Source organism: Nitrospirota bacterium (genome assembly GCA_040754395.1).
Taxonomy (GTDB): Bacteria; Nitrospirota; Thermodesulfovibrionia; order Thermodesulfovibrionales; family SM23-35; genus JBFMCL01.
This window is the reverse complement of record JBFMCL010000023.1, coordinates 19,693-44,780: the sequence shown is the minus strand read 5'-3', so window position 1 is coordinate 44,780 and position 25,088 is coordinate 19,693. Positions and strand designations below refer to the sequence as shown.

At 48.4% G+C, this 25,088-nt stretch carries 24 protein-coding genes and 2 tRNA genes; 19 read left to right on the top strand and 7 right to left on the bottom strand.

The annotated features are described in order from the left end of the window. The first annotated feature begins 157 nt into the window (after positions 1-157). Complete coding sequence (locus AB1552_11565; protein MEW6054404.1) at positions 158-844, top strand: DUF4931 domain-containing protein; 687 nt, start codon at positions 158-160, stop codon at positions 842-844. A 298-nt stretch (positions 845-1,142) separates the two neighbouring features. Here AB1552_11565 and AB1552_11560 read toward each other — a convergent pair. Beyond that, positions 1,143-1,217: transfer RNA gene (locus tag AB1552_11560), tRNA-Val, on the bottom strand. Positions 1,218-1,474: 257 nt separating this feature from the next. Here AB1552_11560 and AB1552_11555 point away from each other — a divergent pair. From AB1552_11555 to AB1552_11545, 3 genes are all read left to right on the top strand, one after another. After that, positions 1,475-1,897 (top strand): DUF488 domain-containing protein, encoded by a 423-nt coding sequence (locus AB1552_11555; protein ID MEW6054403.1) that lies wholly within the window; start codon positions 1,475-1,477, stop codon positions 1,895-1,897. Positions 1,898-1,993: 96 nt separating this feature from the next. Continuing rightward, a complete protein-coding gene (locus tag AB1552_11550) occupies positions 1,994-2,842 on the top strand; it encodes a hypothetical protein (protein ID MEW6054402.1) in 849 nt (282 codons plus the stop codon). Position 2,843: 1 nt separating this feature from the next. Next, positions 2,844-4,157, top strand: coding sequence for a Ni/Fe hydrogenase subunit alpha (locus AB1552_11545; protein MEW6054401.1), 1,314 nt, complete (start codon positions 2,844-2,846; stop codon positions 4,155-4,157). A gap of 77 nt (positions 4,158-4,234) precedes the next feature. Here the strand turns inward: AB1552_11545 and arsS are convergent, their stop codons facing one another. Further along, a complete protein-coding gene (gene arsS, locus AB1552_11540) occupies positions 4,235-6,232 on the bottom strand; it encodes an arsenosugar biosynthesis radical SAM (seleno)protein ArsS (protein ID MEW6054400.1) in 1,998 nt (665 codons plus the stop codon). A 341-nt stretch (positions 6,233-6,573) separates the two neighbouring features. On the opposite strand from arsS, the gene saoD reads away from it, so the two are divergent. The 10 genes from saoD to AB1552_11490 all read left to right on the top strand — a co-directional run bounded on the left by saoD (position 6,574) and on the right by AB1552_11490 (position 15,114). Beyond that, positions 6,574-6,906 (top strand): DsrE-related protein SaoD, encoded by a 333-nt coding sequence (saoD, locus tag AB1552_11535; protein MEW6054399.1) that lies wholly within the window; start codon positions 6,574-6,576, stop codon positions 6,904-6,906. Between the two features lie 12 nt (positions 6,907-6,918). Then, positions 6,919-8,769: a VTT domain-containing protein gene (locus AB1552_11530; protein MEW6054398.1), complete on the top strand. Its 1,851-nt coding sequence runs from the start codon at positions 6,919-6,921 to the stop codon at positions 8,767-8,769. A 15-nt stretch (positions 8,770-8,784) separates the two neighbouring features. Next, positions 8,785-9,459, top strand: coding sequence for a hypothetical protein (locus tag AB1552_11525; GenBank protein MEW6054397.1), 675 nt, complete (start codon positions 8,785-8,787; stop codon positions 9,457-9,459). Positions 9,460-9,507: 48 nt separating this feature from the next. Then, entirely contained in the window at positions 9,508-10,395 is an 888-nt protein-coding gene (locus AB1552_11520) for a YdjY domain-containing protein (protein ID MEW6054396.1), read from the top strand. A gap of 510 nt (positions 10,396-10,905) precedes the next feature. Beyond that, positions 10,906-11,193 carry an alanine-zipper protein gene (locus AB1552_11515; protein ID MEW6054395.1) on the top strand — a complete coding sequence of 96 codons (288 nt, stop codon included), beginning with the start codon at positions 10,906-10,908 and terminating at the stop codon, positions 11,191-11,193. A gap of 63 nt (positions 11,194-11,256) precedes the next feature. Beyond that, positions 11,257-11,583, top strand: coding sequence for a DUF5666 domain-containing protein (locus tag AB1552_11510; GenBank protein ID MEW6054394.1), 327 nt, complete (start codon positions 11,257-11,259; stop codon positions 11,581-11,583). Positions 11,584-12,044: 461 nt separating this feature from the next. Next, the gene (locus tag AB1552_11505; protein MEW6054393.1) at positions 12,045-12,719 is read left to right on the top strand and encodes a response regulator transcription factor; all 675 of its coding nucleotides are present in this window, start codon (positions 12,045-12,047) and stop codon (positions 12,717-12,719) included. Next, entirely contained in the window at positions 12,716-14,116 is a 1,401-nt protein-coding gene (locus AB1552_11500; protein MEW6054392.1) for an ATP-binding protein, read from the top strand. Before AB1552_11505 ends, AB1552_11500 begins: the two co-directional genes overlap by 4 nt. Positions 14,117-14,284: 168 nt before the next feature. Then, complete coding sequence (locus AB1552_11495; protein MEW6054391.1) at positions 14,285-14,842, top strand: DsrE/DsrF/DrsH-like family protein; 558 nt, start codon at positions 14,285-14,287, stop codon at positions 14,840-14,842. Then, the gene (locus AB1552_11490; protein ID MEW6054390.1) at positions 14,827-15,114 is read left to right on the top strand and encodes an HU family DNA-binding protein; all 288 of its coding nucleotides are present in this window, start codon (positions 14,827-14,829) and stop codon (positions 15,112-15,114) included. The genes AB1552_11495 and AB1552_11490 overlap by 16 nt, the downstream gene beginning before the upstream one ends. Before the next feature lie 202 nt (positions 15,115-15,316). Here the strand turns inward: AB1552_11490 and AB1552_11485 are convergent, their stop codons facing one another. From AB1552_11485 to tadA, 3 genes are all read right to left on the bottom strand, one after another. Further along, complete coding sequence (locus tag AB1552_11485) at positions 15,317-18,601, bottom strand: PAS domain S-box protein (protein MEW6054389.1); 3,285 nt, start codon at positions 18,599-18,601, stop codon at positions 15,317-15,319. A gap of 114 nt (positions 18,602-18,715) precedes the next feature. Further along, positions 18,716-18,805 (bottom strand) — tRNA-Ser (locus AB1552_11480). 90 nt (positions 18,806-18,895) lie between these two features. Beyond that, positions 18,896-19,354 carry a tRNA adenosine(34) deaminase TadA gene (tadA, locus tag AB1552_11475; GenBank protein ID MEW6054388.1) on the bottom strand — a complete coding sequence of 153 codons (459 nt, stop codon included), beginning with the start codon at positions 19,352-19,354 and terminating at the stop codon, positions 18,896-18,898. A gap of 209 nt (positions 19,355-19,563) precedes the next feature. Between tadA and AB1552_11470 the strand changes: the two genes are divergently transcribed. Together AB1552_11470 and AB1552_11465 are read left to right on the top strand one after the other, a co-directional pair. After that, the gene (locus AB1552_11470) at positions 19,564-20,349 is read left to right on the top strand and encodes an HD domain-containing protein (protein MEW6054387.1); all 786 of its coding nucleotides are present in this window, start codon (positions 19,564-19,566) and stop codon (positions 20,347-20,349) included. A gap of 505 nt (positions 20,350-20,854) precedes the next feature. Further along, positions 20,855-20,995 (top strand): hypothetical protein, encoded by a 141-nt coding sequence (locus AB1552_11465; GenBank protein MEW6054386.1) that lies wholly within the window; start codon positions 20,855-20,857, stop codon positions 20,993-20,995. 209 nt (positions 20,996-21,204) lie between these two features. Here the strand turns inward: AB1552_11465 and gltA are convergent, their stop codons facing one another. Continuing rightward, complete coding sequence (gene gltA, locus AB1552_11460; GenBank protein MEW6054385.1) at positions 21,205-22,647, bottom strand: NADPH-dependent glutamate synthase; 1,443 nt, start codon at positions 22,645-22,647, stop codon at positions 21,205-21,207. 1 nt (position 22,648) lies between these two features. Further along, complete coding sequence (locus tag AB1552_11455; protein ID MEW6054384.1) at positions 22,649-23,488, bottom strand: sulfide/dihydroorotate dehydrogenase-like FAD/NAD-binding protein; 840 nt, start codon at positions 23,486-23,488, stop codon at positions 22,649-22,651. A 138-nt stretch (positions 23,489-23,626) separates the two neighbouring features. Here AB1552_11455 and AB1552_11450 point away from each other — a divergent pair, with 138 nt between their 5' ends. The 3 genes from AB1552_11450 to AB1552_11440 are packed head-to-tail and all read left to right on the top strand — an operon-like array spanning position 23,627 to position 25,088. After that, on the top strand, positions 23,627-23,968 hold the full coding sequence (locus AB1552_11450) for an NADH-quinone oxidoreductase subunit A (GenBank protein MEW6054383.1): 342 nt from the start codon (positions 23,627-23,629) through the stop codon (positions 23,966-23,968). Positions 23,969-23,994: 26 nt separating this feature from the next. Beyond that, a complete protein-coding gene (locus AB1552_11445; GenBank protein MEW6054382.1) occupies positions 23,995-24,516 on the top strand; it encodes an NADH-quinone oxidoreductase subunit B family protein in 522 nt (173 codons plus the stop codon). Continuing rightward, the gene (locus AB1552_11440; GenBank protein MEW6054381.1) at positions 24,489-25,088 is read left to right on the top strand and encodes an NADH-quinone oxidoreductase subunit C; all 600 of its coding nucleotides are present in this window, start codon (positions 24,489-24,491) and stop codon (positions 25,086-25,088) included. The genes AB1552_11445 and AB1552_11440 overlap by 28 nt, the downstream gene beginning before the upstream one ends.

Below are 25,088 nucleotides of genomic sequence, written 5' to 3'. Positions count from 1 at the left end.
AGAGTAGAAGTATGGCCAAATTCGAAAAATGATCGAGCTGGACGGTCGGACAAAGGCAAAAAGGAATGTTGATCAAAGAAATACCGCGGAATGGTAGCTGGAATATGGCCTTCCGCAACAGAAACTAGTTAGCGATGCAGGGATACGGACCCATGAGGTGGTAATCGAGACGCCTCTGCACGATAAACAGTTGGGTAAAATGTCAGCCGGTGAGATTGGCTTTGTTATCGAGACCTATCACAAACGATATGTCGATCTCATGAAAAGAAATGAAAACATGATGATTATCATATTCAGAAATCACGGACTCCGTGCGGGGACTTCGCTTATGCATCCCCACTCACAAATCATTGCAACCGGAATGGTGCCCCGTCACATACGATGGCGCGAAGAGGAAGCCCAACATTATTTTGATGAATGGGGAAGGTGCATTTTCTGTGATATGCTTGCATATGAACTGAATCATGTTCAGCGCATTATATCCGACAATGACTCATTTGTTGCCTTTGTCCCATATGCGGCAGAAGTCCCTTTCGAAGTCTGGATTATGCCCAAAGTACATAAAGCAGATTTCGGGGACATCTCAGACACAGAAAAAACAGATCTGACTAGCATTATGAAAAATATATTCGAAAGATATTATGAAAAACTCAAAGACCCTGACTACAACTACGTCATCAATACATCAGTAAGGTACCGGGCAAAGGAACCCCAGTTACACTGGTACCTGCAAATATTGCCTAGGCTCTTAACGCGCGCAGGGTTTGAAATCGGTTCGGGTATTACCATTAACCCTTCGATTCCGGAGGAGGATGCGGAGTTCTTGAGATATCCCTCTACTTAATAATATGGCTAACGCGGCATCCCGGAGAAGCCTGGAAAATAACTTTCCTTGAATACCCGTCATCACTAAAGGACTCTCCTGAAAGATCTCTTGAAAAACCAAGTAGCGAAAGTTGTAAACTCTGTGACGCCACGGCTATCAATATTGTCGCTATCCCTGCTGTTAAGGTGCAGTTATTGAGCACCATCTTACATGGTCAAGGCAGTAAGTATTCTGGATAATACTCTCAATGAAAAAACGATTAGCACAATTTGGGAGCTGAGCTGAATGGGAGATCGAGGTAAGTTATTGAATTATATGGTAGGCGATGCTGGTTTCGAACCAGCGACCTCTTCCGTGTGAAGGAAGCGCTCTCCCGCTGAGCTAATCGCCCACACGCCAAAAAACCGGAGAAAAGACTTCGAGTGAATAAGAAATTCATTCCGAAAGCTTCCCGGAAATACATAGTATATTAACTGAATTTGATTGTTTTTTGAAGACCGGTCTTCATAAGGGTGCCCGCACTGACTGAGTCACAGGGGATTGGTGGTTATGCGTGGTATAATTTCTTGGAGACAATTCCTGCAAACCGACCGGAAAATATGCGCATGTTCGACAAAAATGCTGTATGAGGAATGCGGGGAATAACCATTGAAAAGAATATATACACTCGGCACCGGCAGACGATCCGAGGAAGATTTTGTTGAAATCCTCCACGCCTACGGCATTCAGGCGTTCATTGACGTGCGGAGTCTTCCGAGGAGCAGCGTGAAGATTTACACCAGGGAAAGCCTGGAAAAGATCCTCAGCCGTGAAGGGATAGCATATGTTTTTCTGGGGAAGGAACTGGGCGGGTTCAGAAAAGGCGGGTATCCCGCGTATGTTATCACGGATGATTTCAGCAGGGGAATCGATATGCTGGAATCCGTCGCGCGTGCAAAGACCTCGGTAATCGTCTGCGCCGAACATTTCCCATGGAAGTGCCACAGAAAATGGATCGCCCGGGAGATGCAGAGAAGGGGATGGGAAGTCGATCATATTATTGATAAAGGGAAGGTATGGGTCCCGAAATGATAAGGGAGAGTCTTTTCCCGGAGCACAGGCAGTGTACCACGTATCTCAGGGTAAACGTATGATGCTTCAATTGTTTCTCTGGATGGCATCTGCACAATGAAGACGTTTGCGGTTCTTCAGCTGTCAGGTTGCGCAGGCTGTGAAGTCGGACTCCTGAACAGTCAGGCCTGGATAGATGAATACAGGCTTCTCTACATGCCGCTTGTGATCTCGGTTCATGATATGCCTGACACGGACAGGCTGCTGATAAGCGGCGGCGTCCGGACTGATGAGGATGTGTATAATCTTCACCGGGCGGTCAGAAAAACCGGCTACGTTGTTGCTATTGGCACGTGTGCAATATCAGGCGGTATTGCCTCTCTCGGGAATCGTGACAATGTGCGTGAATTATTCTTTTCACAGTCAGCCCGCCATCATGTTCCCCGTCTTCTTCCCCGGTCATACCCGATTGATGAATATGTTTCTGTCGACCTTTACCTTCCCGGTTGTCCTCCGACACCGGAACTTTTCCATTCGGTACTCTCTGAAAATGGAAAGATCCGCACGAATACCACAGTCTGTGCGGAATGCAGAAGAAAGAAAATCCGGGAGATTCGCCCCGCTCAGATTACCGGGTTTCAGGAGGGAAAAGTCTCACCCGAAGTCTGTCTGATTAAACAGGGGTTCCTGTGCATCGGTACCTCGACCAGAAATGGTTGCGGAGCGCCATGTCCACGTGCCGGGCATCCCTGCGTAGGATGCCGTGGACCCTCAAATGCCCTGATCGAGAAAGGTTCTGATGCATGGTTTGAGAGTATCAAAAAAGTCTTTGTTGCACTTACAGACATTCCTGATGATGCCATTGAAGAAGGTCTCCGCTCACCCCAGCTTTCCCTTTTTCTTTTTCAGTTTTCTGACTATGCGCACACAGGACGTCTGCCAAGGCCCAAAGAGAAGGTTGTGTAGAATGCCGAAGATTGTCTTTCCAGTCAGCCGTATTGAAGGACATGCACAGGTTGTCATTGAAGTGCACGCAGGCAGGGTAGTATCAGCAAGATTCAAAGCTACAGAATACCGGGGGTTTGAACATTTTGTAAAAGGCGTGGCGCCGGAGCAGATGGTCGTCATTGTGCCCCGGATATGCGGGGTCTGTTCGACTGCTCACCATCTGGCTTCGGTTAAGGCATTGGAAATGGCTTTTGGGGTAATTCCCCCTCCGCTTGCCCTGAGCATTCGCGAGCTCCTGATGCTGGGACAGATGATACAAAATCAGGCCACCTCACTTTTCCTTTTCACCATGCCCGACCGTCTCGGTCTGTCCAGCATCCTGGAGGCAGCCGGAGAAGCTGGCTCAGCAGAGCAACTGAGTAGTCTGGCGCACAGGGCTCTTCAGGTCCGGAATGCCGGCACGAAACTGATCGATACCGCAGGGGGGCAATTCATTCATCCGGTGAAGGCAGTCATTGGAGGTGTCACCGGTGGCATTGAGGAGAAACTCGCAGAAACAATGCATGGCACACTGATGAAAACTCTTCCGATGGCCTGTGAGCTCTTTGACTATTACATCGAAAAGTCAGTGGCCTTAAAGGAGCAGCTGGGGACTTGGGGAGACGATACCCCAACGCACTATATCGCAGCAGTCTCGGAGTACAGGCCTGACTATACGGGTGATTCTATAAGGATAATGGGGCCAGACGGAAGAATTCTTGCAACATTTCCTGCGAGCGGGTACTTGAATCACATACAGTTTGAGGAAAGCGAGTACAGTTATTCGGAGAAATCGAGTTACGGGGGAAAGGTTTTCCGTGCCAACAGTCTTGCACGGATTAATCTTGCTGACTATATGGGGACTCCCCTTGCCGACAGATATCTTGAGCAGTTCAGGGAATCATTTGAAAGACCTGCACATGCGATTCTCCTGTTCGACATAGCACGCGGCATTGAACTCATATATGCCCTGGAACGTGCAATCGAGATACTCCGGCAGCCGCTTGATAATGATGAGACCATGGTTGGATACAGGACAAGGGATAGCGAAGGCTATGGTCTTGTTGAGGCCCCTCGCGGTCCGCTGATCCACCACTATCGGATCACAAACGGAATCATTTCCGAGGCGAAATTCATTCTTCCTACAGTGCACAACATAATTGCAATAGAACAGGCTTTGCGGAATTCTGTAGAACGATATATAGATTCTGACCGTATCGATATGGAAATCGAACGTGCAGTGGGAAGGGTCGTGAGGGCGTTTGATCCCTGCATCGCATGTGCTACCCACTGAACCTTTGTCTGTCTGTGGCCGCTTCAGGTATACGCATCATGGGGCAATCATGATGCCCTCATCAGCGTCCCTGCCGCTTAACAGCATGAGGATTGGCCCTGGCTGTCTCTTCCTTGTTCCCGGCTTTTTTGAGTGCCGCAACTTTCGAACAGCCCGAAGTGCTGCACAAAGCTGCCGATAACCTCGGTGTAGCGAGAGAACCTGGTCTCGGAAAGCATGCGCGCAGTGTTGCCGCATACTCTTTCAGGCTTGTCCTTTTCGAAGACATGGGCTGCGTCGAGTTCCAGCCTGTAAGGTGATTCCGGAATCCCTCCCCTGTATATCGCGACATGACCGTAGTCCTCACACGCATCTTCAAGCCCCTTGATTTTCCAGAGCCTGTAGGTAATTGAAAAGAAAGTGATATTTTCTGTGAGTGTTTTTATTTCTTCGTGTGATATCGCGACGACTCTTTTTGAGACTGCCCGGGGATCGACGAAACCCGCTTTTCGGGCAATCCTTTCGAAATCCTTCCAGTAAAGTGCGCCTCCCAAACATTCACCATAGAGCACAGGATTCCTTCTCAGACGTTCAGGCAGTCTCCTGTCTGCATAGATATCCGAAAAGTAGAATTCCCCGCCGTATTTCAGAATCCTGTAAACCTGTTGCATAAGCATTTCTTTTTCTTCGATGAGGTTGACCACGCAGTTTGAGACGATCAGGTCAAGGGAACCTTCAGAGAAATGCTTTCCAAGGTTTTCTATATAGTCATGAATGAAGTGCACATTGGAATTCTTGTAGCCGAATCTCGCTGCCTGTTCGTTCTGATACCTCATGGCGACTTCTATCTGACTCGCGGTCATGTCGATTCCATGAACACTTCCTTCCTCTCCTACCAGCTTCGAAAAGACGTAGCAGTCCCGTCCGGTACCGCACCCGATGTCAAGGACTTTCAACCCGTTGAGCACAGGCGGGACAGGAGAACCGCAGCCATAGTACCGTTCCCTGATTTCTTCCGCGATGTAGGGAAGCACTTCCTTCACATGCGCGGGAAGCGAGTCTGCCGTACAGCATGCGCCGGTCTTCAGGTCTGCAGTGCTTTTCAATTCAGAACCATAGTACCGTTCCACAGTCCCTTTCACATCAAACCCTTCCTCTTCCTTTATCAGCGCTCCGTGACAACTGCTGCCCCGGTTTACGGTGCACGCATAACAATGCTCCGCACATGTTATCTCGGGATTGAAGTCGCTGAAATCTATATCCCAGAATTTCTTCTTTTCATACTCTTTAACCCTTATCCCGAGGGCGAGATTAAAATCGCAGTCGTATATATGTCCCTGATAATCTACGGAAAGCAGGCGTCTGCACATGATGTTGTCCAGAGTTGCCGGATTGAAATTATTCACCAGCATGTTCATGTAATCATCGAATTTGTCCTGGTTCAGGAGGTATCTCTTGAACCCGCCCACGGGGGTATTCGTAATGGTGATTAGCCGGTTGAAGGTGATGCCGTACATTTCCTTCAGGAGTTTTTTGTAGTCCCTTTCAAGTTCTTCCTGAGAAGGGGGCAGATATGTGCCCTGGGGATTATATACGAGGCTCAGGCTCAGTTCGTCGGTCCCGTATCCAGCCGCATTCAGTTTCCGGAGTACCCTGATGCTTCTGTCGAAAACCTCTTTGCCTCTCTGATGGTCAGTGATATCCTTGAAACAGCTCGGCAGTGACGCAATAACCTTTACCCCGCAACGCCTGTACAAATCAATGTAGAAAGCATATTCCGGAGCATCAAGTATCGTGAGATTTGTTCTCACCACGGTGTGTCGGCCGAGCCTTCCGAGTTCGGTGAGAAACAATTCGAGGTTCGGGTTCAGTTCCGGAGCCCCTCCTGTGAATTCAATATCACTGCGGGCTATATCAGAATCGGAGAGCTTCGAGAGAATTTTTCCTGCAACAGATTCATCCATATTCTTCTTGCCGCTTGGTGAGGCCCCGACATGGCAATGGGAACAGTTCTGGTTGCACCTGTTCCCGAGATTGATCTGGATGGTCTGAAGCCCTGACTTGCTGAGTTTGCTGTCAGCCCATAAAACAGCCATTATTCCCCCTGTGTATATTTCCTGTATTATCAGGAACATACTTTTTGATTGTCAAATACGCCGGTTCAATAATTCATGATTCTCCCATAGAAAGTTTCTATATAATCTGATTTCCGGAGGTGTGATGTTCCTGATGAGATAGTAGGGAAGCATTCTTTCGGCCGCCCCTTTTTCCGGAAACAACAACAACGAGGAAGGAACATGCAGCCGGGGTTCAAATGCCGCAAAAATATTGACGGGTATTATGGATCGTCTGCAATTCATAGAAATTAAGAATTGGATATTGGTCACTTGTGAACGTTACATTATAAAAAAGCAGAAATAATAAAAAGGAGTTTTTGATGAAAGTCGCCTATATATTTTCAACAAACCTCGCCCATTATATCCTCAGCAACATGATCATTCCTCAGATGGAAAAGGGTGAACACGCTGCGGAGGTAGTCGGCATGTTTTTTTTCGTTGATAATACATTTCTTCTTGTGAGGGGGAATGACGTGGGTGAACGCCTTTCGAAAATCGCAAAGTCTACCGGCATGCTGCTCATGGGATGTGACCGGTGCGCAATTGAGCGAAAGATTGACGGCGATCTTGTGGAAGGAGCCATGATCGGCTGCTTCCCTGACCTTTATAAAGCGCTTGGCGAGGTGGGGATTGATCAGGCAATCACTCTGTAAGATATGAGTATTATGGTAACCGGAGAAGTTCAGGTCAGAGATGTATCGGCGCTTGAGGTAAGTCAGGGTCTGAAAGAGCAGATCATGGCAATCTCGGAAAAGTGCATCAAATGTAAACTCTGCGAAAAGGAGTGCGCTTTTCTGAGGAAATACGGCAAGCCGAAGGATATTGCCGATGCATATGATCCGGCGGACAAAGTGCATCAGGGAATGCCCTTTGAATGCAGCCTGTGCCAGCTCTGCGCGGCTGTCTGTCCGGTCAAGATCAATCCTGCCCTGATGTTTCTTGATATGCGGCGCGAGACAGTACGCAGGGGGAATGGCAATTACCCTGAGCACGGCCTCATCCTTGGATACGAAAAACGGGGAACCTCTCGGAAATATACGTACTATTCCCTTCCCAAGGGATGTGACACTGTTTTTTTCCCCGGATGTACGCTTCCGGGCACAAGGCCGGATAAAGTGAGAAAAATATTTGAGCATATGAAAAAAACAGTTCCAACCCTCGGGATCGTCCTTGACTGCTGCACCAAACCATCCCATGATCTGGGAAGAGACGGGTTTTTTCATTCCTTCTTTGACGAAATGAGGGATTTTCTCGTAACACACGGGGTCCGCAATGTCATTGTTGCCTGCCCTAATTGTTACAAGGTCTTTCACCAATACGGCGATGAACTCTCGGTGCGCACGGTATACGAGTTCATGGCAGTGAATGGCCTGCCTGAAACCGGCAGGGCTTCCGGCACGGTTGCAATCCACGATTCATGCGCAGTGAGATACGAAGAGTCAATCCATGCGACGGTACGGGACCTGGTTTCGCGGAAAGGCCTGTCGGTGGAGGAAATGCCTCACAGCGGAGCAAAAACCCTCTGCTGTGGTGAGGGGGGAGCTGTTGGATTCCTTTCGCAGGATCTGGCAAAAAACTGGGGGATTCTCAGAAAAAAAGAGACCAACGGAACCATGCTCGTTTCCTATTGTGCGGGCTGCGCAAATTTCCTGAATGCACTGACTCCGACCAGCCATATCATAGACCTCATATTTGAGCCTGGGGCAGCGATGTCCGGAAAGGCAAAAGTGGCAAAGGCTCCTTTTACCTATCTCAACCGTGTGAAGTTGAAAAACTACTTTAAAACTATGGCACACGGCGGAATAACACGTGAGAGAACTCTTGCAACCGGTGATGAACGGAAAAAAAACGGTACAATAGCACGCAGTATCGTGCTTCTTCTTGTCATAGCTGCCATTTTTGCAATCCGCTACACTGGCGCCACGCACTATCTGGAACAGGATGCGCTCAGGGAACTCATCCAGGGATACGGAGCCCTTGCTCCCGTAATATATATGCTTGCGTACACGGTTGCACCTGCCCTTTTCCTTCCCGGGCTTCCGATCACCATAGCCGGAGGTATTCTGTTCGGCCCGTTCTGGGGTGTGGTGTATACAATCACGAGCGCGACTGCCGGCGCTTGTCTGGCGTTCCTCATATCACGCTACATTGCGCGGGACTGGGTGGACGGGAAACTCAAAAGCCCCCGCTGGCGCAGACTCGACGAAGGGGTTGAAAAGCACGGATGGAAGATTGTCGCCTTCACGCGTCTCATTCCGCTTTTCCCCTTTAATCTCCTGAATTACGCGTTTGGACTGACAAAAATCAAATTTCTCCATTATGCGGTGACTACCTTTATCTGCATGCTGCCGGCGTGCATCGCGTTCATCGTTTTTTCGAGCTCGCTGCTCGATCTTTTCAGCGGAAAAGTATCCCCGGCTTTTGTCATAGGGCTGGGAATGATTATACTGGTTTCCCTCATCCCCCTTTTCTATAACCGGTACAAGATAAAGAAAGGCTCAACAGACCCTTTATAACAAATGCAGATACGGATGACTTACAATAAAACTGGACGGACAGGCGAATATGAGATTTCAAGAAAGAGGATACTGCTGAAAAAAATCGTCGCGCTTGCTGTCCTTGCGGTGCTGGCCCTTGTTTCGGTGAAGGTTTTCAGCCACTATTTCTACCTGTTGGATTCATACTACTATTCAGCAGAGTTTCATGTGAATTTCATGAAAAACAATCTCAGGAGCGCAAACACGGAAATGCTTGTGGATTACTTCAAATCCCTTGAGACTATCCCGAAGATACTGCCTTTGCTTCTATTCGCCCATATTGTCCAGAACTTCTGGGTGGTCTTCTCCGACCCTGTTCTTGTCGCAGCAATAACCTCTGTTGCGGGGTTGCCGCAGAGTACGGCGTTGAACTATGCAAGTCTTCTCCTGACAGGACTGATTGCCTTCGGGCTCGGCGTTTTCTTCCTCGGCGATATATTGCCGGTGCTCCTGAAAAAACAGGATGTGCATGACCTGTCTGTCTCAAAGAAATATGCTGCCTGCGGAATCGCGGGAATCCTGTTTTCCGTACCTCTCATGCCTGTCGTCATCCCTGCATTTCTCAGTGCCCTGTTCCGGATACGCGTAAAGCCCGTACTCATCATCATGATAGCCGGGTTCACGGTACGCATTCTTTTGCTCATATCATTACCGGACATTTTCATTTAGCGGGAACATTGTATTTCCGGCCGAATGCGGTCATATAAGGAGGAAGACATGAAAAACACAAAAAAGGAAAAACAGAACTCTCATTGTTCCTGCTGCGCTGATCCCTTCACGGTTCTTCTGGGTAAACAGTCAGAAAAACAGGCGAACGAAAAGAGCGCAGAGGGCATGAGCAGATATGAATTTCTGAAAGTCATAGGCCTTGGCGTCCTCGGGTTGAGCTCTGTTGCCGGGACACAGGCATATGCGGCAACACAGAAAACAAAAAATACGAGGATAGTAAAAGGAAAGCAGGACCGCATGGTTGTCGATAAGGAGAACAAGGAACTGCGTATTTCCGCGACAGTGACGAAAGACAGTTCTAAACCTGCTGTAGCAGACTGGGGCCGGAGATTCCAGGCATTTTTTGGTACCAAGGGCGGAAAGATGGAGCCATTCTTTGTGTTTACCACCGATGTGTCCCGGACCGACATCGATAAGGCATTGCGGGAAATCGGGGTAAAATCACGGAGGCAGATTCCGATGGAGGAAGTCCAGGCGCGTACCGGACTGAAAGCTACAACAACGCGTGACGATTATCTCCAGGGCGATCCGATTATTGTTACCGTCAGATTCAAGAAAGGCTCGCTTATCGTTGAGGCAGCTCTCGAAGACTTCATTGATGAGAAAATTTTTGTCGACGGGAGGGAAGTATTCAAGCCGTATACTCCCCATTTCATTTACCATGGCACTGCCGAGGCCATCGCATTTCCGTCCGGATGCATCGTCTGTCCTTCTGACTGCAACGGCGGGATTATCACTGATAATGTTCTGCCTCTGAAGACAACGGTCAATTATTACAAGGTGAACTGGGACAGGATGCCGGATGTGGGCTCAAAAGTGGAGGTAGCGCTGAAATCCATCTATGGCCCGTACAGGATGTCCTCAACCAAAGCATAAACAGTTCACTGTCTTCTAATCTCAGCGTGACCGTCCCCATGTGTGGGCGGTCGCGTATGGGCAATTCATACGCCACGAAGGCCGAACCGTGTCAGACTAACGCGTGAGGTATTCGAGGCGTTCTTTGCTTGTGCGCATTCATTATTAATAATTTTGCGGCAATTTTTTAATCTTCCTTTAATCTTTCATTTGTTACAGTATCAAGGTAGCACGGAAGTTGCGTAAGCGTGTTTTCAAAGCCTTCGCAATATGGCAACCTGAGCGAAGCAAGAAAGGTTTCTTTTTCTGGCTCGGGGTTGGTTTTATGCAGGGAATTCCCGCGACAAATGCTTTGCTCTGTTCAGAATAACAGTGCTGGTTTTTCTGGTGCTGGTGCTGGAGCCGGGGCAGGATCGGTGCCTGCCCCAGCTGTTTTTGGTTTTGCAGGTATTCTGAATTCCGCTGTGGAATTCGTGTGAATGTGAAGTTTTTTGGGGACAACAATCTTTCTTTTGGGAGGAGAATGGCAAAATGAAAAAAATATTTCTGCTGGCATTTGTTGCAATAATTCTGTTTTCTTTTGGATGTGCCACAAAAGACTATGTAAAACTGCAGATAGATCCCCTCGAGGAGAGGATTAGCCAACTGGAATCATTGGTTACAGAAGCCAAAGAGCAGTCCCAGGAGGCGATGAAAACCGCAAAGGATTGCCGTGATAGTGCTGAAGCTGCTGCAGATCGTGCTGAAGCTACCTTCAAAAAGGCTGAAACAGCTGCGGAAAGAGCCAGAAAGGCATTCGAATTACATCAGGCAAAATAAGTGTTGCCTTAATCTGCGGCTGATTTTTTGAGACCTCATGAATTAGTCAATCTGCCGGAAAACATGAAAAATATTTCAAAGATCTTGGTATCTTGGATACTCTTCGCATTATTCGCGGTGACCGCGGTCGCGAGTGAAAGTGATGAGACCAGAAGCCATGATAGCTATCCCGCCAAGTTTTATGGTGTGATTGAGAAGATGCCGGGAAGAAGCTGGAAGGGGATATGGGTTGTCAATGGCAGGGAAATTCTCGTAACCGATCAGACTAAGATTGAGGAAAAATATGGCAAAGCAGAAGCAGGTGCATATATAGAAGTGGAAGGTAATTACCTTGACGAAACCTTCACTGCGTACGAGATTGAAGTCAGAAGAGAAAGCATTGAAAAATAAGGAAACGGGAACAAGTATCATTTCGCAGGCAGGCCCATAATCATCTGGACAACGTGGAATAAAAAACGTTTCTTTGCCCTTATTATTCATGAATTTTTCTGATTCTACTGAGGAAGGAGTTTCTCAGTCGTTCCTTCCTGCGAGGTTTTTGCCTCTTTATTTACTGATAGGGTATTTGACTGTCAGCAAAAGAATCTGCGCAAATATTCTCCTCAGCATTTTTAAAAATCTCTAATTATTTACCACTACCGTTCCGTATGGTCCGGTCAGAATGTGCAAGTTTGATAAATATCCGTATGTGTGACATAAGGATAAAAAGCATTTGAAGTATTCTGTTGCCGTTGAAGGCACAAGACGCAATCCCCGTTTGTCTTGAGCTTCTTCCCTATTACTGATAATATTTCAGTACCGCAGGAAAATCATGAATGTTCAAATAATCATCACCAGGAAGACAACGGGATATGAAGATTCTTATTGTTGAGGATGAAAAAAATCTGGTAAAAATTTTGAAAAAGGGGCTTGAGGAACATTCTTTTATCATAGATTGCTCTTTTGACGGCGAAGAAGGTTTGTACATGGCTGAAACATTCACATATGACGCAATAATTCTCGATATTATGCTGCCCAAGGTCGATGGGCTCACAGTCCTGGACAATCTGCGAAAAAGCAAGGTGGATGTGCCGGTTCTTTTGCTAACCGCCAGGGGAAGCGTTGAAGACAGGGTTAGGGGGCTGAACATAGGAGCAGATGATTATATTGTGAAGCCGTTTGATTTTTCGGAACTCCTGGCAAGATTGAAAGCAATAATAAGAAGGACCAAAGGGAAAGCTTCCCCGCTTATCATAATAGATGACCTGACAATTGACACGAACGCAAGAACAGTTAGGAGAACGGATGAAGAGATAAAGCTCTCAGCGAAAGAGTATTCCATACTTGAATATCTCGCCATAAACAAAGGAAGAATAATAAGCAGAACCGAACTTATTGAACATGTGTATGCTGAAGATTTTGACCTTGATAGCAATGTAATAGATGTTTACATCAATTTCCTGAGAAACAAGATTGACAGGAACTACAGTAAAAAGCTCATTCACACTGTCAGGGGGGCAGGGTATATTTTGAAGGGGCCCGCATGAATTCCCTCGCGAGCTCCATAAAAGGAAGGTTATTTCTGTGGATATTTTTCTTCATAACCGGTCTGCTTATCATACTTGGTATTTCGATCTATCAAGAGGTCAGGAAAAACATTTACCTTTCTGTTGAGCTTGTGCTTCACTCAAAAATACAGATACTGAAAGGGCTTATGACTGAAAAGGATGGTGAGATCAAGCTGGAACGTGCGGAGGTCATTCTGGGCGAATATTCTATCCCAAGGTCGGGACATTACTATACAGTTCTTGTGAATAAAAAGGTTCTTGCCACCTCCCCTTCATTAGTTGAAATCGAATACGATCTTGCTTCCGGAGACTTTGAATCCTCCAATGGGGAACTGAAGGAAAGGGTTTCCACGGCAACCGGTCCTGCCGGTGAGTTGATGATGGTAATACAGCACGATTTTGAGATATTCGGCAAGCCTGCAACGATATTCGCAGCGCAAACGCTTGAAGACAGAATCAAGCTGCTTGATAGGTTCAATAATTTTCTGCTGGGTGCAATACTGGTGAGTATCTTTGTCGTTGCTTCAGTAAGTCTATGGATAACAAGACGTTCTTTAATCCCGTTAAAGGAATTCTCTTCCAAAATTGAAAAAATCACTCATAAAACCATGAGTGACAGGATAGAGATCGAACTGCAGGCTGAAGAAATAAAGGGACTTGCAAAATCGTTCAATGCCATGCTTAACAGACTTGAGAAGGCATTTGATATGAAAAAACGTCTGATTGCAGATGTATCCCATGAGCTTAAGACCCCTTTGTCTGTTATCAGGGCTCAGTGTGATGTGCTCCTGGAAAAAGATAGAGAAAAAGAAGAATATACGCATGCTTTAAATACTGTCAGGGATATTTCCGGTTCCATGAAAAAACTGATAGATGACATGCTCTCGTTGACCCGACTTGATTCAGGGGTGATTCTCTCTTCCAGCTTCCAATCTGTCTCCATACCTGTTTGCCTGAGCAATGCAATAAAGTTGGCAGAAGTTCTTGCAAAAAAACGACGCATAACAATTGATGCGGTATTTGCAGAACAGACAACTGTTCTTGGTGATCAAAACGCGCTGACTGAAGCATTTCTGAATATTATCGAAAATGCAATACGATATAACGTGGCAGGTGGCAGAGTGGGGATATCGACTTTTAAAGACACCGACGGTATCAAGATAATGGTGGAAGATACGGGCCCAGGAATGGCGGAAGATGAACTGGAGAAGATATTTGACAGATTCTACCAGATAGATACTTCAAGGGGTTCGGAGTCTACCGGACTTGGACTGAGTATTGCAAGGGCGATTATAGAAGCACACGGTGGTACAATCAGGGTGACCAGCGAGATTGATAAAGGAAGTTGTTTCACAATAAGTCTGCCCCTTCACTGATTACAGCGGCATGAAGAAAATGCCGTACGTAAGCCTTCAGCCTTTCTTGCCGGGGATCGTACGCATAAAAGATGTCCGGCTCAGCCGGGAAGTTCCTCGCAGATTTACCTGAGGTGCCATTAACGGAAGCACATTTTGTGTTTCCATACACTGAAAGGGAGAATAACTATGGAGAATTCGAACAAACAGATAGAGACTTCGGCGTTTATTACTTCACGCGACACACTTGACGGCGCATATCCGGGATTGATACTCGGTATTAACGCGCGCCGTTTGGGGATGCAGTGCAAGGTATTTTATACCTTCATGGGGATCAACGTGATTCGGAAGGGATGGACGGAGAAAGCCAAATTCTATCCCCCGGGGCTGATGGCAGCTATACCCGGCATGTCGGCACTGGCTACCTGGATGATGAAGGGGAAGATAGAGAAGGCCCAGATACCTGCGTTGCCTGATCTTCTGGAGATGGCCCAGCTGGAGGGTGTGGAGTTTGTGGCATGCAAGATGACGGTTGACATGATGGGGCTGAAGCAGGAGGATTTCATTGGGGGAGTTGTGATAGAGCCCGCGGAAACATTCCTGAGATATGCCAAGGACTGCAAGATCAAGGTATCGTACCCGGAAATCCGGCACAGCAAATACACAGTGCAGCAATTCTTGGGACAATACTTTATAATAGGGAAATTTCACTTGAAGGAGGAAGGTATATTATGGCAAAGCCCATGACAAAGTCCCAGATTGCAGACCACATTGCGAAAAAGGCCGATATCAAGAAGGTGCAGGCGGTCATGATTCTTGATGAGATCGCGAAGCTTGCATACAAGGAGGCCAAGAATTCTTTCACTCTTCCCGGCATCGGGAAAGTAGTGCTTGTCCAGCGCAAGGCCCGTAAGGGAAGAAACCCCCAGACTGGCGAGGCTATCAAGATTCCCGCCAAGAAGGTAGTGAAATTCAGGGTCGCGAAGGCTGCAAAAGACGCCATCCTCGGCAAGAAATAGATCTGTTATCAATACAGCAAGTCTTTTCATTAAAGGCGTTCTATGAGAGATGCCTTTTATGTGTGAGAGGGGTCGGGATAACGCAGTTTACCGGAGACCGGAGACTGCGGTTATGCGGTAAAGGAGGAGGCTGGAGGATATGCGGAGCAGCCTCGCGCCGCCTTTGAGGGAAGTATATCAACCAGTTGATCCCGGCCCCGGCTCAGTGTGCCGGGATGGAGAAGAAGAAAACCGAACCGTTTCCCGGCTCTGACTCTGCCCATATTCGGCCACCATGGCGCTCGACGATCCTTTTGCAGATGGCAAGTCCGATGCCGGTGCCTTCATATTCCTCCCTGCTGTGCAGGCGCTGGAAAACGATGAATATGCGGTCAAGGTTTTTCGGTGCTATCCCGATCCCGTTGTCACGCACGGAAAATACCCATTCATTCGGCTTTCTTTCTGCTGAGATATGGATTTCCGGCCTTTCCCTGCTCCTGAATTTGAGGGCGTTGCCGATGAGGTTCTGGAACAGTCTGCTCAGTTGTGAGGCGTCGGCCATGACAGTCGGAAGCAGGTCATAGGTCACCTTTGCATTGCTCTCCCCGAGAGCTGAATGGAGGTTGTGGATAGCTGTCTCAAGCGCTTCGGAGGCGCTGGTACGTGTGAATCTTTTTCCTTTTTCCCCGACCTGCGAATAGGCAAGCAGGTCCCTGATCAGCATCTGCATCCTCTCCACACCTTCCAAAGAATAATCGATGAACTCGCGTGCTTTTTCGTCAAGGCGGTCTTTATAGCGCTTTTCAAGAAGTTTTACAAAGCCTGCAACCACATGCAGAGGCTCCTGAAGATCGTGTGAAGCTGCATAGGCAAACTGCTGGAGATCGGCATTCGAACGCCTCAGCTCATTCGTGAGCTCGATCAGTTCCTGTTCAGCCCGGTTACGTTCGGTGATATCCCGGGAAGTGACCACAATTCCCGCAACTACGGGATTGTCGAGGAGGTTCTTTCCCGAAGCTTCAAGAATGCGCCATGACCTGTCTTTATGCAGGTACCGCATCTGGATGAAGAAATTTGCCCCTGGTCTATGGACCAGGTGACTGAAAGAATTTCTGGCATCCTGCAGATCATCCGGGTGGACGAACTCAAATGCGTTTCTGCCGACAAGATCCCGACGGCTGTACCCGAGCACATGTTCAATCGATGGACTCTGGTACCGGATGGTTCCATCGGCCTCGACGATGGTCACTACGTCCATCGCGTTTTCGATGAGCAGCCGGAAATACTCTTCGCTGCGTCTGATCGTTTCCTCTGCTCTCTTATTGATGAGGGCAATCGAGGCCAGTTCGCTGAAGCCCGATACCACGCGGGCATCATTGTCGGTAAACCCGCCGGGCTTATTGGCAAGGCCGAGGAGGCCGACTACGCTGTTTTCATACGTCAATGGCGCGAACAGAACATTTTCAAGCCTGACATGTCCGGCAGGCATGAACTGCTCCCACCTGCTTCCTGCAAAGGCATTTTCATAGACAACGGTGGCTCTGCGGTATGCTTCAGCACGTAATCCCCTGACCGGCATAGGCAGGTCAGGGGAAACAGTACATGGCGTTGATCCCGCATCCAGAAACAGGACATCGTTCTCGGTACCATCCTTGCTGAGAAGCGCGATATATCCGGAACCGGCCCCGAGCAGTTTTTTGCAGGAATCGAATATGGCGCTGGCTGCATCCCGAAAATCCTGATATTTCATGACCGCATGGGCAGCCTCCAGCAGGGCCGCGATCTCTTTCCTGCTTCGCTCTGATTCTTCAAGGGCGTCGTGCAGAAGTCTTTCCGCCTGCCTGCGTACGATAATTTCTTCCCTTAATCCCCTGTTTGCGATATCGAGAAGCTCCGTGCGTTCCTTTACCAGTTCCTCAAGATGGGTGCGGTAACGTGTCAGTTCTTCATCTGCAGAGAAGCGGTGGATTGCCTCCCCGATCAGGGGCGCTATTGATTCAGCAAATTCGATCCTGTCCGGTGGTATCATTCCCTCTTTTTTGTCAGCGAGCTGGATGGTTCCGATCACCTGGTCTTCGTAACGCACCGGTATGATGGCGGTGGACAGGAATCCGTTCTGTATGCACTTCCCCCTGAATCTCGCCCGCTCTTTTTTCGACAGGCCTTGCATAAATTTGACAGAATTGTTGGTGACAAAGGAACCGAAATGTGTCATTGCAGGGAAATCCTGCGGGTCCGGCCTTTGAAGAACTACACGGATACACGCGCATTGGTGCTCTTTTGTAGAAAGACAGTTTTCGGATTCCCAGAATTCCCCGGCAAACCCGGTATATGCTTCATAGGGGATATTTCCCTCTTTGTCCATAAGCCTGATGCCGATACAGCAGCAGTCTGTCCATTCCTGCAGAAGTCGCACGACAGAATCGAGATACTCCTTTCTTGACGATCTGACGGTGAATAATTGCAGAATCCTGTTGGTGGCATGCAGGCGTTTTTCAGCCCGCGTTCTCTGCGTCACATCCTGCAGGGAGAATACGAGATACTCTGCTTCGCCTGTATCGTCCGGCAGTGGCGTAAGCGTCCAGTCCCAATAGGTGACTCCCCACTCCGGATGGTCAGGAAAAGAAAAAGGCTTCGCAAGTGTCTGATATGGTCGTTTGGTCTCGACCACCTGCCTGAAAATCTTCTCATTTTCCTCATGAGGGAAGAACTCAAAATGGTTATGTCCGGCAAAGTCCATTGTGTTTTTCTCACACGACCTGGCGTATGCCTCGTTTACGCGGACGAAATTGAAATTTCTGTCGAGCAGCGCCAGAGGAGTAATGGTGTCCTTGAAAAATGAATCCAGCATCTTTGCATGTTCGACCAGGGCGCTCTCCGTTTTTGACCGTTCCGTCAGCTGCACCTGGAGTTCCCTGTTCAGCCTGCGGAGTTCTTCCGTCCTTTGGCTGACTCTCATCTCCAGCACCTCATGCGCTTTTCTGAGCGCCTCCTCCGCAAGCCTCTGTTCGGTGACGTCAATCCCTGTGCCTATCACATAGTCAACGGTATTCCTGCTGTCAAGCAATGCCGTGTTCGACCAGGAAATCAGACGACGGGAGCCGTCTCTGCATATCCAGTGATTTTCGAACGTATTGGGAAAATGACCGGATGCCAGTTTCTTAAAGACGGCCCTCACCGGGCTCATCTCTTCGGGGATCAGGAGAAAATCCCAGAACGGCCTGCCTTTTACCTCATCGAACGAGTATCCTGTCAGCTTTTCACATGCCTTATTAAAGCTGACAATTCTCCCCTGCGGATCAAGGACAATGACAAGCGCTCCTGCGGTCGAGAGGACAGCAGAGATGAAATCGCGTTCTTTTTTCAGGGAGAGCCTTGATTCCGACGAAGCGGGAGGGCTTTTTTTCCTTGTTGCGGAGGGTTTTTTACTGGTCGCATCAGCTTTTCGTGGACTGTTCCCGGTTCTGCGGAGAGATGTTGCACGACGGGAAATTTTTTTCCTGACCATACCAGCATGTCACCATCGATAAAATTTCCGGTATATTCCGGAGGGAACTTCCGTGAAATGCAGAACCGGATTAATTTCACTATATCACAAACGCGGGGTAATTCACTGTGAAGATGGCGGAGGGGGAGGGATTCGAACCCTCGGTGGAGTTGCCCCCACAACGATTTTCGAGACCGTCCCATTCAACCGCTCTGGCACCCCTCCGGACATGATTCATACATCGAAAATGAACAGCTGTCAGCTGTTAGTTTAAATCAAAATGTAATAAATAAGGAATACAGAGTGAGCGGGGGATTATCTGCGTTCCCTGAAAAATCTTTTCAGCAGCGAGGCGCATTCATCCTCGAGAACGCCTGACAGTATTTCCACCTGATGGTTCAGTCTTGTGTCAGACAGCAGTTGATAGAGGCTGTGAACGGCACCGCCCTTTTCATCCCTGCATCCGTACACAAGCCTTCCGAGCCTCGCATTGACCATCGCACCTGCACACATGATGCAGGGTTCCTTAGTAACATACAGCGTTGCGTCTGTCAGCCTCCAGCTTGCTGTTTTGTGCGCCCCGAACCTGAGTGCGAGAATTTCCGCATGCCCTGCGGGATCATGTGCAGTTTCTCTGCGGTTGTGTGTCTTGATAACGATGTTGCCGTTTTTCACAAGGACCGCTCCGACAGGAACCTCCCCTTCCTGAAACGCTGTTTCAGCTTCCTCCAGGGCGAGTCTCATGAAATAGGTATCGTTTTCCTGCAAAGACATGTGGGTCTATTGTATCGGAAGGAGGGGAAAAATTCATGATTACGGAAGTTATCCATGATGCACGGCCTGTCCGGCAGACCGCAGGACATAAAGAAAAGGGTTCCCTGGTATATGCAACACACTGTTATTTTTCGTGCCCTGGTGATGCCTGCTTGAGAAAATGTTTTATAACATCTCTGCAGTTTGTTTAAAATGTATACTGACCTGTCATGAAAAAGGATGATCTGATATTTTTTCAGAAATGGTTTGGTGAGTACTGCAGGTCCTTCCATTCAGGGGATATAGAGGACCAGAGGAATATCCGTCTTAAGGAAAAACACACCTTCAACGTATGCAGCAACATGACTATACTCGCAGGGGGCCTGTCACTCAGTAAAAACAATGCACTCCTGGCAGAAACAGCCGCTCTTTTTCATGACATCGGCAGATTTCCCCAGTACAGGAAGTACAGGACGTTCAGGGACAGTATTTCGGTCAACCACGGGCTTCTCGGGGCGCAGACTCTCGAAGAGACACATGTCCTCCAGAAACTCCCTGACGAGGAACAGGAACTGATCATCCGGTCAGTGAAATTTCACAATGCATTTTCCGTTCCGAAAAAAGAAAAAGATGACGTGATCTTTTTCATCAGGCTGGTGAGGGATGCGGACAAGCTCGATATATGGCGCGTCTTCCTTGAGTACTATGAAAGCCCTGAAGACCAGAGGGCTTCCGCAGTTGCCCTCGGATTGCCCGATATCCCCGAGTATACACCGGGTGTGCTGTCCCAAATATATAAAAGGGAGATAATATCACTTGCAAAGATACAGACCCTGAACGATTTCAAGCTCCTGCAGCTTTCGTGGATATTCGATCTTAACTTCCTGCCATCCTTCCGGCTGCTCTCCGAACGGGATTACCTCAACAGGATGATCTCGAACCTTCCCCGCACAGAGGAGATACAAAATGTCTTCTTGTTTCTGAAGGATTTTGTAGACCAAAAACTCAGTGTCTGATCCATAGTATTCATAAATTTTTCTGAATATACCGAGGACAGAATATTTTCGCTCACAGGAGATGAATCATTGCAGACATGATGTGCGCGCATCTATTGATCGTATTGAGTGTGCCGGAAAAAGGGCTATGCTGTATGGAAGATGCTATGAGCACCGGCCGTGAACAGAGGTATGGGCAGAGAAAAGAAATCCTGTCCCCGGAGAAAATACCGGAGACAGGGAAATATTCAGCTCTCTATTTTTTCTTGTGAGTCGCGCAGAACTTTGATTTTCCGACTGCGGTCTTCTTGCATTTTGTTCCTTTTGTGGTTTTTGCGGCGCATGCTGCTTTCTTGACTGTTGCCATAGTCCCTCCTTTAAAAGGTTTTTGATACAACTTCCATTAAGTATAGCATAAAAAATTTTTGATACAAGGTCATCAGCGCGAATCGTTGCTGAGCATGTATGCTGCTCAGGAAAATCAGACACGTTTTCTTTATTCTTCGGTTGATGATATCATGGAAACATGGAATTCATGGTGAAGGGAAAGCGGATTTTCGAGAAGGCGTGTATGGTATCAGGTCTGATCGCCCGGGGGGCAATCGGTCTTGGTGCTGCTGCGTTACTGGCGCTTTCAGTCAGAAAAAAGAAAAAGAGGAAGACATAACGCCTCTGTTTTCATGGTGTGTAAATACTTTTATATTGCCAGCCGCTTCAATAGATCAGGAGGGTATCCGCCTCTTTTACAAAGCTCATGTCGTCCAGCCGTTCATATGTCTGCAACTGTCCCGCAGGAAAAAAGAACGCGCATTATGGAGGGCAATCATTCTCGCCCGGAATCATTCAGAGAAAGGCCCGGGCAGTAAAAAACGGTGTTTACCGGCTGATGAATCTGCCCGTGTCCCAGTACTTCCACCTGAGGTATTCATTGATTGCTGATGCCGCTTTTCTTCCCGACCCCATTGCGAGGATTACCGTTGCAGAACCTGTGACGATGTCTCCGCCGGCAAATACGCCCGGCTTCGAAGTCATTCCGGTCTCTTCATCAGCGACAATATAGCCTCTCTTGTTCAATGACAGATCAGGCATCGTCTTTGTCAGAAGGGGATTAGATCGTGTCCCGATCGCGGGAATTGCCACATCGATTTCGATCCGGAATTCACTGTTTTTGACCGGAACGGGCTTTCTTCTGCCCGAGGCATCGGGGTCTCCCAGTTCCATCTTCATGCATTCAACCGCACAGACATTTCCCTTGCCGTCATCGACAAACCGGACAGGGTTGGTGAGCATGAGAAATTCCACTCCTTCTTCATGTGCATGATGGATTTCCGCCTTCCTTGCGGGCATCTCTGCCTCGGAGCGCCGGTAGATGAGATATACTTTTTCTGCACCGAGCCTGAGCGCAACCCGTGCGGAATCCATTGCGACGTTGCCGCCTCCGAAAACCGCGACATTCCGCCCCCTTTTTATCGGGGTGTCATATTCCGGAAAAAGATATGCCTTCATGAGATTTGCCCTTGTCAGGAATTCATTCGCGGAATAGACGCCGTTGAGGTTTTCACCCGGTATCCCCATGAAAACCGGCAGACCGGCACCGGTAGCGATAAAGCATGCATCGTAGCCGTGTTCAGTAAGCAGTTCATCGACGGTGAAAAGGTTGCCGATGACCGCATTCACCACTACACTGACCCCGAGATTTCTGATATAGTCAACTTCTTTTTCGACAATCGCCTTCGGAAGCCTGAATTCCGGTATGCCGTAAATCAAAACCCCCCCCGGCTTGTGCAGTGCTTCAAACAGGGTGACCTGATGCCCTGCCTTAATGAGGTCGGCTGCGCAGGTCAGCCCGCCAGGTCCTGAGCCGATTATCGCGATCTTCCGCCCGGTCAGGGTCGGTTTTTCGGGAACCTGCACATCTCCCTTTTCGCGCTCATAGTCGGCCACGAATCGTTCGAGATTTCCTATCGCGACAGGCTCTCCCTTCTTCCCGAGGATGCACAGGGATTCGCATTGAATCTCCTGCGGGCATACCCTTCCGCAGACAGCAGGAAGGGCGTTCTCTTCCTTTATTTTCCATGCCGCTTCGATAAACCTTCCCTCTTTAATCAGTTTGATGAATGAGGGAATGTCGACTGCTACCGGACAGCCGCTCCTGCAGGTGGGTTTCAGGCAGGACAGGCACCGTGACGCTTCCTGGACCGCCTCCTCAGGGGTGTATCCATAGGGGACTTCCATGAAATTCCTTGCCCGTGTAAGCGGGGCCTGCTCTTTCAAGGGTATTCTGCTGGAAGGCTGTGTTTCTTCTCTGTTGTTTTCCATGCTATTGAACTCCCATCGTTTCTCTATACTTTTCCAGCGCGGTCTTCTCTTCCTCGGCGTACATTCTCTGCCTTGACATGAGGAGATTGAAATCTACCTTGTGCCCGTCGAATTCGGGTCCGTCGACACAGGCGAATTTTGTCTCTCCGCCGACTTCGACTCTGCAGGCGCCGCACATCCCTGTTGCATCGACCATGATGGAATTCAGGCTGACGATTGTTTTTACCCCGTGTTTTTCGGTTGTCACGCAGACGAACTTCATCATTATGGCCGGGCCGATTGCGTAGACCAGCGGGATGTCGTCCTTGTGCTCCTTCAGGAGCTCATCCAGGGGAACCGTAACGACAGCCTTCCTTCCATATGAGCCGTCATCAGTGGTGATGAGAAGCTCGTCAGAGACACCGCGCATCTTTTCTTCCCAGAAGATCAGATTTTTCGACCTTGCGCCGATTATCGAAATCACGGTATTCCCCGCCTCCTTTAGCGCCCTCGCAATCGGATATATGGGAGCGATTCCTACTCCGCCGCCGACACAGACGACCTTCCCGAATTTTTCTATATGGGAAGGCATCCCGAGCGGACCGATCACATCAGTAATATAGTCGCCTTCCCGCAGGGACGCAAGCTGATAGGTGGTCTTTCCGACCTTCTGGAAAACTGTGGTGATCGTACCTCTGTCCCTGTCATAATCCGCTATTGTCAGCGGAATCCTTTCTCCGTGTTCATGTATCCTGAGAGTGAAGAAGTTGCCCGCCTTTGCTTTCTTCGCGATATCTTTTGCCTTAATTTCAAACAGCGTGACCAGTTCCGAGACTGCCTCTTTTCTCAAGATTTTAAACATCAGAAATCCTTCCTCTCTTCATATTAAATGAGTTTTTTTCCACATGCGCAAAGCCAGCAATTTTTTTCTTGACAAGAGCAATTGCTTTTCAGTATAACATAACCGCTTATGCCTGGAACCTATTTACCATCAGAATATTTGCCGGTTCTCATCTTTATCATCATCGCTACGGCCTTTGGCTTTGGCGCCCTGCTAATCGGGCTCATCTTCAGGCTGAAAAAACCCTATTTTGAAAAACTCATGCCGTATGAATCCGGCATCACCCCGACCGGTGAACCGCGTACACGGTTTGCGGTACGATTCTACATCATCGCCATGCTCTTCGTCGTGTTCGATGTCGAAGCGATTTTTATCTATCCGTGGGCTATCGTATTTGATAATATCGGAATCTTTGCCTTTATAGAAATGGTGCTCTTTATCGTCATACTTCTGATTGGTTACATCTATGCCTGGAAAAAAGAGGCATTTCAGTGGGATTAACACAATAACCACAAGGGGGTAGTGAGATGTTGATCGATACATCAACAGTCGGACTTGTAGAAGTTGAAAAAGGAACAAAAATACTGCCCCCGAATGTCATTATCACCTCACTGGACAAGATCGTAAACTGGGGAAGGTTATCCTCCATATGGCCCACGACGTTCGGCCTTGCATGCTGCGCAATCGAAATGATGGCTGTCGGTGCAGCCCATTATGATTTTGACAGGTTCGGAATTATTTTCAGAGGGTCTCCCAGACAGGCGGACTGCATGATCGTTGCAGGGACAGTCACCAAGAAGATGGCCCCAGTGGTCAGAAGGGTATATGATCAGATTCCTGAGCCGAGATATGTGGTTGCCATGGGAAGCTGCGCGTGTACAGGCGGGGTGTTCAGGACTTACAGCACTGTTCAGGGATGCGACACCTTCCTCCCTGTTGACGTATTTGTGCCCGGCTGCCCCCCGAGGCCCGAGACACTGCTTGAGGGCATGATGATGCTCCAGGAGAAGATTCGCAAGGAATGCGCGAGGTGGAGCCCATGGCGGTAACAGAAGTCAGAGTATCTGTATATCCTGCAGGTCTTGCCCCGCAGGCGATCGCGGAAAAAATAAAGGAGAAATTCCCCGAACAGGTGATCGATATCGCCGAATTCAGGGATCAGGTCTCGGTTATCGTGAAACGGGATCAGATTTTCCAGATTCTCAGATATCTCCACGATGATCCCCTCCTGAGCCTGGACCATCTTCAGGACCTCACTGCGGTTGATTACCAGAAAAAGAAGGAAATACGGTTCGAGGTCGTTTATAACCTTTATTCAATCAGATACCGTCATCATATACGGATCAGGGCGCAGGTCCCTGAAAATGATACCAAAATAGCTTCTGTAGTTCCCATCTGGGCCGGTGCAGACTGGCACGAAAGGGAATGTTTCGATATGTTCGGAATTGAATTTTCCGGTCATCCGGATCTGAGGAGAATCCTTATGCCGGAAGACTGGGAAGGATATCCGTTAAGAAAAGACTATCCTCTCCAGGGACCAGCCCTTGAGAATGACTGGCCGGAATTTATCCAGGTTCTCAAGAGGTCCAAAGAGTTACGCGAGTTTGAGTGGGAAGGATAA

Bases quoted from the DNA above. Each gene is read 5' to 3' on its own strand.
- AB1552_11470 (MEW6054387.1), top strand. From the start codon at position 19,564: ATGAAAAAGGATGATCTGATATTTTTTCAGAAATGGTTTGGTGAGTAC.
- AB1552_11485 (MEW6054389.1), bottom strand. From the start codon at position 18,601: ATGGTCAGGAAAAAAATTTCCCGTCGTGCAACATCTCTCCGCAGAACC.
- AB1552_11500 (MEW6054392.1), top strand. From the start codon at position 12,716: ATGAATTCCCTCGCGAGCTCCATAAAAGGAAGGTTATTTCTGTGGATA.
- AB1552_11520 (MEW6054396.1), top strand. From the start codon at position 9,508: ATGAAAAACACAAAAAAGGAAAAACAGAACTCTCATTGTTCCTGCTGC.
- AB1552_11465 (MEW6054386.1), top strand. From the start codon at position 20,855: ATGGAATTCATGGTGAAGGGAAAGCGGATTTTCGAGAAGGCGTGTATG.
- saoD (MEW6054399.1), top strand. From the start codon at position 6,574: ATGAAAGTCGCCTATATATTTTCAACAAACCTCGCCCATTATATCCTC.
- AB1552_11445 (MEW6054382.1), top strand. From the start codon at position 23,995: ATGTTGATCGATACATCAACAGTCGGACTTGTAGAAGTTGAAAAAGGA.
- AB1552_11510 (MEW6054394.1), top strand. From the start codon at position 11,257: ATGAAAAATATTTCAAAGATCTTGGTATCTTGGATACTCTTCGCATTA.
- AB1552_11440 (MEW6054381.1), top strand. From the start codon at position 24,489: ATGCGCGAGGTGGAGCCCATGGCGGTAACAGAAGTCAGAGTATCTGTA.
- AB1552_11515 (MEW6054395.1), top strand. From the start codon at position 10,906: ATGAAAAAAATATTTCTGCTGGCATTTGTTGCAATAATTCTGTTTTCT.
- AB1552_11530 (MEW6054398.1), top strand. From the start codon at position 6,919: ATGGTAACCGGAGAAGTTCAGGTCAGAGATGTATCGGCGCTTGAGGTA.
- AB1552_11505 (MEW6054393.1), top strand. From the start codon at position 12,045: ATGAAGATTCTTATTGTTGAGGATGAAAAAAATCTGGTAAAAATTTTG.
- AB1552_11495 (MEW6054391.1), top strand. From the start codon at position 14,285: ATGGAGAATTCGAACAAACAGATAGAGACTTCGGCGTTTATTACTTCA.
- AB1552_11545 (MEW6054401.1), top strand. From the start codon at position 2,844: ATGCCGAAGATTGTCTTTCCAGTCAGCCGTATTGAAGGACATGCACAG.
- AB1552_11525 (MEW6054397.1), top strand. From the start codon at position 8,785: ATGACTTACAATAAAACTGGACGGACAGGCGAATATGAGATTTCAAGA.
- AB1552_11490 (MEW6054390.1), top strand. From the start codon at position 14,827: ATGGCAAAGCCCATGACAAAGTCCCAGATTGCAGACCACATTGCGAAA.
- AB1552_11550 (MEW6054402.1), top strand. From the start codon at position 1,994: ATGAAGACGTTTGCGGTTCTTCAGCTGTCAGGTTGCGCAGGCTGTGAA.
- AB1552_11455 (MEW6054384.1), bottom strand. From the start codon at position 23,488: ATGTTTAAAATCTTGAGAAAAGAGGCAGTCTCGGAACTGGTCACGCTG.
- tadA (MEW6054388.1), bottom strand. From the start codon at position 19,354: ATGTCTTTGCAGGAAAACGATACCTATTTCATGAGACTCGCCCTGGAG.
- gltA (MEW6054385.1), bottom strand. From the start codon at position 22,647: ATGGAAAACAACAGAGAAGAAACACAGCCTTCCAGCAGAATACCCTTG.
- arsS (MEW6054400.1), bottom strand. From the start codon at position 6,232: ATGGCTGTTTTATGGGCTGACAGCAAACTCAGCAAGTCAGGGCTTCAG.